This is a genomic window from Gandjariella thermophila (assembly GCF_005405885.1).
Taxonomy (GTDB): domain Bacteria; phylum Actinomycetota; class Actinomycetes; order Mycobacteriales; family Pseudonocardiaceae; genus Gandjariella; species Gandjariella thermophila.
Window position 1 is genome coordinate 1 of record NZ_BJFL01000120.1, and the last position, 1220, is coordinate 1220.

Here is a 1220-nt window from a genome sequence, read left to right on the forward strand (position 1 = left end):
GTTGCCGGTGGGCACATCGGTTCCGTCGACCAGGACGAGTCGGCCGCGGATCGCCTCTTCGAGGTTCGGAACGTGCAGGCACAACGCCTGCCCGATCAGCGGAAGTATGGATCGATAAACTCTCGATACGGTCGACTGGCTGACTCCGAACAGGTCGCCCACAGCCGCCTGGTTCAGATTCTGCCGGACGTATACCAAGGTGAGTACGACAGCGCGGTATAGTCCCACCACTGGAGGCCAGACTTGCTTTTTATTGCAGGAGGCGATCTGCCAAATGCGAGCAACAAGCTCCTCGATCTGGTCGGCAGCAAGTCCTGTAGTAGACTGGTAACGCAACGGCCCCGCCTGTAAGTCGTGTTCTGTGGTAGGAAAACGATCTTACCTGATCGGGGTCGTTGCCCTACTTTGAGGTGATCAAGCCGGCCTGAATAACGCTCTGTGAAGAACTGCGTTTCGTCGTAGAAGTCGACATTTCCCTTTGGTGGCGCCCCGTAGGATACGTCCGGGTAGGCAAATGTGACGAAGACGCCATACATTAAGATTATTCACACGCGCCACTTCTACTACAAGGCGAGGCGGAGGTGACCAGAGTGCCTGCGTTCAGTTTCATCATTCAAAATCCGTACGGGCTGTGCACGGTCGCCCGAGTGGCCGTAGTTGCCAGGAATAGAACTGAAGCCGGGCGTATGATCAAAGCCCGCGGTCTCAAAGTGAACACACGGCGCGATGTCGACCCGTACTTTGATGATGACGACCGTTTCTTCGTGGAACACCGTGCAGACGCCATCTGGATCAACGATATGAAAGATCTAGAGGGTGGCTGGATGGCTCTCGATGAATTCCCCTTCGGTCGAACGAGTGATAGTTAGGGCAGAATGTGAGCGTTATTCAGGCCGGCTTGATCACCTCAAAGTAGGGCAACGACCCCGATCAGATAAGATCGTTTTCCTACCACAGAACACGACTTACAGGCGGGGCCGTTGCGTTACCAGTCTACTACAGGACTTGCTGCCGACCAGATCGAGGAGCTTGTTGCTCGCATTTGGCAGATCGCCTCCTGCAATAAAAAGCAAGTCTGGCCTCCGGTGGTGGGACTATATCGCGCTGTCGTACTCACCTTGGTATACGTCCGGCAGAATCTGAACCAGGCGGCTGTGGGCGACCTGTTCGGAGTCAGCCAGTCGACCGTATCGAGAGTTTATCGATCCATACTTCCGCTG

3 protein-coding genes are annotated in these 1220 nt (G+C 55.2%); 2 read left to right on the plus strand and 1 reads right to left on the minus strand.

What is annotated here, in order from left to right; all coding sequences use genetic code 11:
• A partial coding sequence (locus FFT21_RS28550) for a helix-turn-helix domain-containing protein (protein WP_137813421.1) occupies positions 1-336 on the minus strand: 336 nt, incomplete at its 3' end.
• Between the two features lie 254 nt (positions 337-590).
• Between FFT21_RS28550 and FFT21_RS28555 the strand changes: the two genes are divergently transcribed.
• Positions 591-869: a hypothetical protein gene (locus tag FFT21_RS28555; RefSeq protein WP_137816990.1), complete on the plus strand. Its 279-nt coding sequence runs from the start codon at positions 591-593 to the stop codon at positions 867-869.
• 111 nt (positions 870-980) lie between these two features.
• The coding region (locus FFT21_RS28560) for a helix-turn-helix domain-containing protein (RefSeq protein WP_137816991.1) at positions 981-1220 on the plus strand (240 nt) is incomplete at its 3' end.